Source organism: Thiocapsa sp. UBA6158, assembly GCF_002423035.1.
In the GTDB taxonomy this organism is placed as follows: Bacteria; Pseudomonadota; Gammaproteobacteria; order Chromatiales; family Chromatiaceae; genus Thiocapsa.
Window position 1 is genome coordinate 60401 of record NZ_DIUM01000114.1, and the last position, 8875, is coordinate 69275.

Annotated in this window: 9 protein-coding genes and 2 pseudogenes; 5 read left to right on the top strand and 6 right to left on the bottom strand. The window is 64.5% G+C overall.

Going from position 1 to position 8875, the window contains the following annotated elements:
* The 3 genes and pseudogenes from B4N44_RS15835 to sbcB all read left to right on the top strand — a co-directional run.
* Positions 1–227 (top strand): annotated as a pseudogene (locus B4N44_RS15835) (tRNA (guanosine(37)-N1)-methyltransferase TrmD); the annotation flags it as partial.
* Positions 228–248: 21 nt separating this feature from the next.
* Positions 249–585: pseudogene (gene rplS / locus B4N44_RS15840) on the top strand (50S ribosomal protein L19).
* A gap of 186 nt (positions 586–771) precedes the next feature.
* Complete coding sequence (gene sbcB / locus B4N44_RS15845) at positions 772–2226, top strand: exodeoxyribonuclease I (protein ID WP_296702780.1); 1455 nt, start codon at positions 772–774, stop codon at positions 2224–2226.
* 253 nt (positions 2227–2479) lie between these two features.
* On the opposite strand, the gene B4N44_RS15850 is transcribed toward sbcB, so the two are convergent.
* The 6 genes from B4N44_RS15850 to B4N44_RS15875 all read right to left on the bottom strand — a co-directional run bounded on the left by B4N44_RS15850 (position 2480) and on the right by B4N44_RS15875 (position 6071).
* On the bottom strand, positions 2480–2659 hold the full coding sequence (locus B4N44_RS15850; RefSeq protein WP_296702782.1) for a YgaP family membrane protein: 180 nt from the start codon (positions 2657–2659) through the stop codon (positions 2480–2482).
* Between the two features lie 124 nt (positions 2660–2783).
* The gene (locus B4N44_RS15855) at positions 2784–3470 is read right to left on the bottom strand and encodes a Crp/Fnr family transcriptional regulator (protein WP_296702785.1); all 687 of its coding nucleotides are present in this window, start codon (positions 3468–3470) and stop codon (positions 2784–2786) included.
* Entirely contained in the window at positions 3470–3901 is a 432-nt protein-coding gene (locus tag B4N44_RS15860) for a NifB/NifX family molybdenum-iron cluster-binding protein (RefSeq protein WP_296702787.1), read from the bottom strand. The genes B4N44_RS15855 and B4N44_RS15860 overlap by 1 nt, the downstream gene beginning before the upstream one ends.
* Before the next feature lie 108 nt (positions 3902–4009).
* The gene (locus B4N44_RS15865; protein ID WP_296702788.1) at positions 4010–4972 is read right to left on the bottom strand and encodes a DUF2333 family protein; all 963 of its coding nucleotides are present in this window, start codon (positions 4970–4972) and stop codon (positions 4010–4012) included.
* A 259-nt stretch (positions 4973–5231) separates the two neighbouring features.
* Positions 5232–5591 (bottom strand): hypothetical protein, encoded by a 360-nt coding sequence (locus B4N44_RS15870; protein WP_296702791.1) that lies wholly within the window; start codon positions 5589–5591, stop codon positions 5232–5234.
* 54 nt (positions 5592–5645) lie between these two features.
* On the bottom strand, positions 5646–6071 hold the full coding sequence (locus B4N44_RS15875) for a hypothetical protein (protein ID WP_296702794.1): 426 nt from the start codon (positions 6069–6071) through the stop codon (positions 5646–5648).
* 113 nt (positions 6072–6184) lie between these two features.
* Here B4N44_RS15875 and B4N44_RS15880 point away from each other — a divergent pair, with 113 nt between their 5' ends.
* Together B4N44_RS15880 and B4N44_RS15885 are read left to right on the top strand one after the other, a co-directional pair.
* The gene (locus B4N44_RS15880; RefSeq protein ID WP_296702797.1) at positions 6185–8143 is read left to right on the top strand and encodes a transglycosylase SLT domain-containing protein; all 1959 of its coding nucleotides are present in this window, start codon (positions 6185–6187) and stop codon (positions 8141–8143) included.
* Positions 8144–8166: 23 nt separating this feature from the next.
* Positions 8167–8793, top strand: coding sequence for a hypothetical protein (locus B4N44_RS15885; RefSeq protein ID WP_296702800.1), 627 nt, complete (start codon positions 8167–8169; stop codon positions 8791–8793).
* Positions 8794–8875 lie beyond the last annotated feature (82 nt).

Below are 8875 nucleotides of genomic sequence, written 5' to 3' on the forward strand. Positions count from 1 at the left end.
TGGATTGCCCGCATTACACCCGGCCGCCCGAGATCGACGGGCGCCGGGTGCCTGAAGTCTTGATCGGCGGCGATCACGCCGCGATCGCGCGCTGGAGGTTGCAGCAGGCCCTCGGGCGGACCTACCGGCGTCGCCCCGATCTGTTGGAGCGGCGCGGCTTGAATCCACACGAGCAGGCGCTGCTCGATGAATTTGTCCGGTCGCATCACGAGGATGAGGCCGGTTGAGAACAGGAGCCGAAGGAAACCATGAGCAACATCATTCTCCAGCTCGAAGCCGAGCAAATGAAGGCCGAAGTCCCCGAGTTTTCCCCGGGCGACACCGTCGTCGTCCAGGTCCGCGTCAAGGAAGGCGCCCGCGAGCGTCTGCAGGCCTTCGAGGGCGTGGTGATCGCGATCCGCAACCGCGGCCTGAACTCGGCCTTCACGGTCCGCAAGATGTCCCACGGCGAAGGGGTCGAGCGCGTCTTCCAGACCCATAGCCCGGTGATCGCCGGCATCGAGGTCAAGCGNNGTGCGTCGCGCCAAGCTCTATTACCTTCGCGGCCGCACCGGCAAGAGCGCCCGTATCCGCGAGAAGATCTAAATCGCGCCTGGCGCGGTGTGCGTCGCTTCTGGCTTGGCCGCGCCGGCGCCGACAACTGTCGGAGCCGGCGTGGATTAAAGCATTGAGAATATTGTTTAAACCGCGTCTCCACAAAGGTCGGAAACATTCTCGAGCCCGACACGACATGAAGATGGCGCATTTCACTCTGGACGCGGTTTGAACCGAGTGGCCGGTCCTCCCGACGCGCCGACCTTTCTCTGGCACGACTACGAGACCTGGGGCGCGGATCCGCGTCGCGATCGGCCGTGCCAGTTCGCCGCTGTCCGCACGGACGTTGCTCTCAACGAGATCGGCGATCCGATCGTGTTCTTTTGCTGTCCCTCGACCGATCTACTCCCGCACCCGCAAGCCTGTCTCATCACCGGCATCACGCCCCGGCTCGCCGAGCGCGAGGGGCTGATCGAGGCCGATTTTGCCGCCGCCGTCAATGCCGAGCTGAGTGTCCCCGGAACTTGCGGGGTCGGATACAACAGCATGCGCTTCGACGACGAGGTCACCCGCAACCTGCTCTATCGCAACCTGCTCGATCCCTATGCCCGCGAGTGGCGCAACGGCAACTCCCGCTGGGATCTGATCGACGCACTGAGGCTCGCCCATGCCCTGCGACCGGACGGGATCGAGTGGCCGACGCGCGAGGACGGTACCACCTCCTTCAAGCTCGAGCATCTCACCGCCGCCAACGGGATCGCCCACGGTCAGGCCCATGATGCGCTCGCCGACGTGCGCGCCACGATCGCACTGGCACGTCGATTGCGACATGCCCAGCCCAAGCTGTTCGACTATGCGCTCACCTTGCGCGACAAGCGGCGCGTGCGTGAGCTGCTCGATCGCCGCGTGCCGCTCCTGCATGTCTCGGCGCGCTACCCGGCCGCACTGGGCTGCATCGCGCCGATCCTGCCGCTCTGCCCCCATCCCGGCAACGGCAACGGGGTGATCTGTGTCGACCTGCGCGCGTCGCCGGATCTCTTGCTCAATCTCACCGCGGACGAGCTGCGCACCAGACTGTTCACCCCGGCAAGCGAGCTTCCCGAGGGCGTCGAGCGGGTCCCGCTGAAGACGATTCACGTCAACCGTTCGCCAATTCTGGCCCCGATGAAAACCCTCGGGCCGGAGGCGGCGGCGCGCTGGTCGATCGATCCGGATGCGCTCGCCGATCATGCGCGCAGGTTACGTGACGCGGCAGCGACGATCGAAGACAAGGTCCGCGCAGTCCATCGCGCCCCCGATGGGCCGATCGAGACGGACCCCGATCTCATGATCTACTCGGGCGGATTCTTCTCGGACGCCGATCGTCGTGCCATGGACGCGATCCACGGACTTGACCCCGCCGAGCTGAGCGACCATGCGCCGAGCTTTCAAGACCCGCGTCTCGGCGAGATGCTGCTGCGCTACCGTGCACGCAACTGGCCCGAGACACTCACCCCCGAAGAGCGCGAGGACTGGGATCTGTTTCGCCTCGCCCGGCTCACCGATCCCGCCGGCGGCGGCAGTATCGTGATCGATCGATTCGAGCAGTGCCTGAGCGAGCTCGCCGAGCAATACGCCGGTGATCCAGACAAGCTTACGATCCTCGAAGACCTCGCCGACTGGGCCGAACGCGTGCTCGACGCGGAGGCTTGAGTGTACCTGAAGGCTTCGCGGGACGCGCTCGCGACATCCTTGGCGTGTCATGCACGTTCCGCCCGGGAATAGATCGATCCTCTCCGGACGTGATTCCTTGTACGGTGTCCATCATCAAAAAGGCTGCTTCGGGTCGAAGCAGCCTTTGATGGCGAGGTGGCTTCCGCTCGAGACAGGTGTTGCGCGTTCGTCGACGAGCTGAACCCCTTGGCGACCGAGCGGGGCGTTTTGGCGGTCGGCCCGCCGAACACGCCTATTTGTCGGTGTTCAGCTTGAGGGGCAGATAGACGGGGCACCAGCGCAAGAGCCCGGTAGCTAGAGGCACCAGCCCGATGGCGCCGAGCCAATTCTGGGCATAAAAGCCCCAGCCGAGGATGGCGACACCGGCGACGATACGGAGGGTGCGATCGAGTGATCCGACATTCGGGGTCATAGGATGATCTCTGTTGTTGTGGCGACCGGCGTGTTCGGCCAATTCGGTGAGGACGTGGTGCAAGACTAATCCGAGCGCCCCGGCGATTCAGTGACTTTGTCACCAAGCGATGGACTGAGCCGGCTCAACCCTCCCGCGCCCGCAGCTCGAGCGCAGGAATGTCCAGCAGCTCGATCAGGCCGCGCGTCGTGCGCAGCAGTCCCTGCGACTCCAGCCCCTTCAGGACGCGGCTGATGACCTCGCGCGAAGACCCCAGCTCCACAGCGAGGGCCTGATGCGTCATATGGATGTTGCGTCCCGATGCCGTCTGCCGCAGGCCCAGGAGATGGGTGATCAAACGTTGATCCAGGCGCTGGAACAGCACCGCATCGAGAACGCCGAAGACCTCCTGCAAGCGGCTTGCGATCAAGCCGAAGATATATTCCCGCCAAGGTTCGGACGTAGCCATCCAGCGGCGGACCTCGGCCGGCCGCACGACGACCGCCTCGACTGCGCTCTCGCACACGGCGAAGGCCGGAAAGGCCCGTCCACTGAGGATGCAGGAGGTGGTGACCACGCAGCTCTCGCCGGGATGAACACGATACAGGGTGATCTCCCGACCGTTTTCGCCGAGCTTGTAGACCCGCCCGGTTCCGGTCAGCACCAAGGGCAGTTGGTTGCAGTGGGCGCCGTCGTGACAGATCAGCTGACCGACCGGCAGACGCACCAATGCGACCTGTTCGAACAACTCGGCGCGAAACTCCTCCGGTGTCCCGTGCAGAAACGGGAAGGCATCGAGAAGACGCTGGCGCTGCCAAGGATCACCGATCATCAACCATACCTGTGCGCTACGCTCTCGGCACAGGGCGCTGCGGCGGCGAGCGTGCCGCCCAGATAGCTTTCCAGCGATGCCCGTACCGTCCCGCTCGCGCCGGTCGCGGTTCTGATACCGGCCTGCGTGAAGAACTCGATGGCGCGTCCACCCATGCCGCCGCTCAACATGAGCTCGATCTGCTGCTCTTTGATGAAGTCCGGGATCTGTCCCGGCTGATGCGCTTCGGCGAAGGGGTTGGCGATGTCCCGCGTCGCGGTGACTGCGCCGTTTTCGATGTCGGCAACGATGAAGTAGGGGGCATGGCCGAAATGTTGCGCAACCTGGCTGTCGAGACCCTGGCTGGACTCGGCGGTAACGGCAATCTTCATCTGTAAACTCCTGGTTGTTCGTGGGTTGATCGGGTTTTCAGGCGCGTCGTCGTCGATCATCGCAGTCGACGTCCGATCCGGCCGACGCCTCCGAGGGGACAGCCACAACCCCAGCTCGCCAATCGAGATGGCGACCGAAACCCACGCAGACCGGGTCGACCGACGACGCTAGCCTTCCTGCAGGAGGATGCGAAGATCCATCAGGGCGGCGTTGGCCTTCGCGATATAGGAGGCCAAGACGAGTGAATGATTGGCCAGAATGCCGTAGCCGTCTCCGTTGAGTACGATCGGACTCGCCATCGGTTTGGTGGCGCCCTTGAGATCTCGGATGATCTGCTGCATCGATGTCTCGCCTCGCTTGGCCTCCAAGACGCGGCTGAAGTCGCGCTCGATGGTCTGTGTGAGGTGCAGAATGGCCCAGCCATAACCGCGGGCACAATAGAAAACGTTGTCGATCTGGTCCCAATCGGTTCGGGTCGGTGCGAGATCGTTCCGTGTCGCAGGATCCTCGTCAGGGACGGGCATGGCGATCACTGCGGCCAGATCGCTGTCGCTCACACTCGAGGTTAAACGCACGCCGAAATTTCCCAGACGTTTCTCGACCACCGCGAGATAGGCCGCGAGATTGTCGGCGCGGGCGAAGAACTGCGCGTTCGGGTCGTCGCCCTTCGTGAGGTGCGCGAGGTATTGTTCGAGGGCATCGATTCCCAGAGCATATTCGGTTTCGGCCTCGGGCAGGGCCCATGACTTGGGGTCGATGGCAAACCGGAGGTCGGCTTGCTTGACATCGGTATTTTCGATGGACTGCGTTTGGCTTCGGCTGAAGTCGTTTCGCAGCGCGCGCGTATAGTCGCGCAGCGCCATCAATGTTCCGCACTCCCAACTCGGCGTGTTGTCGAGCAAGGCGCCGGGCGGCAGCCGATCGTTGTAGAGAAATCCACCGGGTTTCCCCAAGAGCGTTTCCCCGATCCTGATCGCCGCGGCGACGCCGTGACTCCCCGGGACCGGATCCTGACCCGGTTGGCGAGGCAGCGTCTCGGCCACTTCCGCAACATCGAAGGGCGCCGGCGGAACCGACCAATAGGCAGCAACGCCGGTACCGACCAAGCCGAGCAGAGCGAGCGCCGACAACGCGGAACGCCACGGGATCCGGTTCGCCGCGCGCGGGCCGGATCGGCCCGGCGATCCGCCGTCGGCCGCAATGGATGGAATCGAAGCGGAGCGAGTCATCCGGATGTCCTGTCTGGGTGTTGCTATGTCATAACATTAGCTTTTTCTAATGTTTAAGACATTGCGGATTCGCAGACAGCGACGGATGACGGCCGATCAAAGAAACCCGCGTGATGTCGCGATCAACGCGACCCGTTCGCTCGAGTGTCGTTAGGACGGTTCAGTCGACTCGCGCAGCGGCCGGTGCTTGAGCGACGGCCTCGGGGCCTTCGACCAATTGACGGATGATGTCGCGGCATTCGGCTGCGTTGCCGATCCACTGCAGTCCGGCTTCGGCGGGCACGGCGCCGCTTTTCTCGCGGATCTTCGCGATCGTGGTGGCGATCAGCGCGTCGATCTGCGCGGGATCGCTCACCAGGCCGCTCTCTTCGGCCGTCTCGACCGCCAGGCAGGCACCGGCCTGGGATCCGATCACCAGTCCGCTCGCGGCACCCAATCCGGCACCGAAGCCCAGTGCGAGGAAGCCTCCGACGGCGCTTCCGATCAGGAGAAAGATCAGGGCGAGGATCAATGTCTTCATGGACGTCTCTCTGTAGGAAATGAAATGTCGAACGCTGCGGACGACACCGGCATGTCATCGCCCGCTCGCGCCCCATTGCCAGATGCTCTCCCCGCGCGGTAAGGAGACCTCGCCCAAGGCGTCGAAGCGTCCGGTCAGACCTTCCATGTCGATGCTGCCCTTGAATTCGATCTCGCCTTCGACGGGGTGAACGGCCGAGAAGGAGATGCCGTCATCCTGGATCGCCAGGTCGACAAGCTGAGGTCGCATCGGCAGACCATCGGCGAACTGGATCAAGGCGACGTAAGCGACCTCGTCATCCCGGACATGAGGCAGGATGAAGACCTCGATGCCGATCAGCTCCCCTTGCTCCACCGACGGCTCCATGTTGGAGTAGACGCCTTGGAGCTTCGGGGCGTCGGCCGACGCGCAGATGAGCGAAGAGCCCAAGAGCGCGAAGGTCATGGCCATGAGGGTCAGGGAGGGCTGTCGAAGCTGCATCGGCGTTGTCCTGTCCATGTGGTCGGTGGCGACGGCGATTCGAACGCGTCCGGCCTCGCAGTGTCGCCGACAGAGCGGGTGTCGACAAGAGTATCAGGATTTTTCCCACGTCCATGTTCGCCGATCCATCGTCTGTCCGTGCCTTCTCGGGTGCCTCTCGGAGCTGCGCTTCGACGGCACTCTTGTGTTTGTTGCTCGGCATGTTCGGTCAGCCCTGGGCAGACGATCGCTCCGCGTTTCTGGCCGCCGAGCGTGCACTTGAGGCCAATGATCCGGAGAGCTTCGATCGTCTCGCCGCAGGTCTCGTCGATTATCCGCTCTATCCCTATCTGGGCTTCGCTGTCTTGACGCGGGACCTCGCGGCGATGTCGGATGAGCAGATCGAGCGCTTTCTGGTCGATTTCCCGCAGACCCAGCTCGCGACCCGTCTGCGTCTTGCCTATCTGGCGCGACTCGCGGCCGCCGAGCGCTGGTCGGATTATGCGCGGATCTATCGGCCGGATGATGCGACCGAGCGTCGCTGTCTCTATCTTCGTTCACTCATCGAGACGGGACGCGGCGACGAGGCGCTGGCCCTGGTCGAACCGCTGTGGTTGTCTGGCGGATCACAGCCGGACGCCTGCGATCCCGTGTTCGCGGCGTGGCGCGATGTCGGCGGTCTCACGACCGAGCGCATCCTGAAACGCATCCGTTTGGCGATGGAGGCGGGCGAGCGCGGTGTTGCCCGCTATCTGGGCGGACTTCTCCCGGATTCGGAGAAGCACCGATACGAGGCGTGGCGTGCCGTGGATGCCGATCCGTCGCTGGTCCTGGATCCGGCCTCTGTCGAGGACGGACACCCGCAACGCGCCGCGATCCTGGCGCACGGGCTCGTCGCTCTGGCACCTCGATCGCCCGAGAAGGCTGCCGACGCCTTGGTCTCTCTCCGGAAGGTTTTGAGCACGGATGCAGCTGCTTCGGATCGCGCCCATGCGGCGATCGGACAGGCGTTGACGCGCGCCGGAGATCAACGCGGGCTCGCGCTCTGGGACGGCCTGCGCGCGACCGAGAGCACCCTGGCCGAGCAAGAGGCTCGCCTGCGTACGGCGGTCGCCTTGCGCGCCTGGGAGCGTGTGGCGGAGTGGGTTGCACGGATGCCCGAGGGTGCGGTCAAGCGTGACCGCTGGCTCTACTGGCAAGGGCGCGCGCAGGCCGAGCTCGGTCACGACGAGGCCTCGCGCCTGACCCTGGCAAGGGCCGCCGAGGGCCGCAGTTTTTGGTCCTTCATGGCGGCGGACCGGCTGGGCCTGCCCTATCGACTCGACCATGCCTGGACGCCCGCGGAACCGAAACGGATCCGGGCCATTGCGAGTAGCCCGACCTTCGCACGCATGCGCGAGTTGAGTCGTCTGGGTCGCGAGACCGACATGCGTCGCGAGTGGCGTGAGCTGATGGCCCATCTCGACGGTCCGGATCTGATGGCGGCCGCCTACGTGGCCGACGTCATGCGCTGGCACGACCAAGCGGTGCAGGCGTTGGCGCGTTCCGGTTACTGGGACGACATGGAGTTGCGCTTTCCGGTGCAGCATCGCGCCTTGGTCGAGGAGCAGGCTTGGCAGCAGGGAGTGGAGCCGGACTGGGTCCTCGCCGTGATCCGACAGGAAAGCGTCTTTGCGCGAACCTTGGCCTCTCACGCCGGTGCGATCGGTCTGATGCAGCTCCTGCCGGGAACGGCGCGGGAGGTCGCGCAGATGCTCGACTTGCAGCCGCCCTCGCGTTGGGATCTGCTCGACCCCTCGATCAACATCACGCTGGGCAGTGCCTACCTAAGGCGCATGCGCGATCGTTTTGGTCACGTCGCCTTGGCCACGGCCGCCTATAATGCCGGCCCGGCGCGCGTGGCACGTTGGGTGCCGGACGCCTGTCTCGAGGCCGATTTGTGGATCCTGTCGATCCCCTTCCTCGAGACGCGTCGCTATGTCGAGCGTGTTCTCGCCTATCGGGTGATCTACGGCGAGCGTCTGGGTCTTCCGTCGACACGCCTTTCCGATTGGCTTCCTCCCGTGCCCGGCGCGGACTTCTTCGGGTCCTGAACGAAACACTGAATGAAACACTGATGTCGAACCTCTTCAGTCCACATCTCAGGATCATCGCGATCTGCCTCGCGGTGTCGGTCGCGCCCCCGCTCGCCGCCGATACGCGCTCGGCGATGGCCGACGCCATGGTGCGCATGATGGAGGCGATGGGTCTTTTCGGCGCCGCCGGAGGTGCCATGTCGGGCGGTTCGCCGGGCGTCCCCAATCCGATGGGTATGTCCGGATGGCCGTCCGGGTTCGGGGCCATGCCGGGTGTTCCTGGCGCGGGCACGCTGCCGTTCCCGGGCGGGTCGCAGATGGATCCGACGAGCCAAGTGGGCCAGATGAGCCAAATGATGGAACGCTTCAATCCGGGCAGCGCCATGAGCGGTGCGATGCCCTGGGCAGCGGGTCCGTTGGAGGGTATTTGGGAGGGCAGCGACGATGGACTCCTGATCGTGCAGGGCGGGCGCTACCGCATCTACGCGCCCTTCAGCGGCTACATCGACGGCGACATCCGCATCACCGCAGAGCGTGTCGAGCTGAGCAATCGGCGCGAGGGTTTCACTCAGCAGTTCGAGTATGCCTTGGATCAGGGCCGCTTGGTCTTGCGTGATCGTCAGGGCCAGATCTATCTCTATCGCCGCCTCGTCCTCGGGGGCGGCTGAACCGCGTCCGCAGCAATCCTCCGTGTCGTCGTGGTTCGCGCCGTCGAGGATTCCATGGGCCTAGGAGCCTGTCCGACTTGTC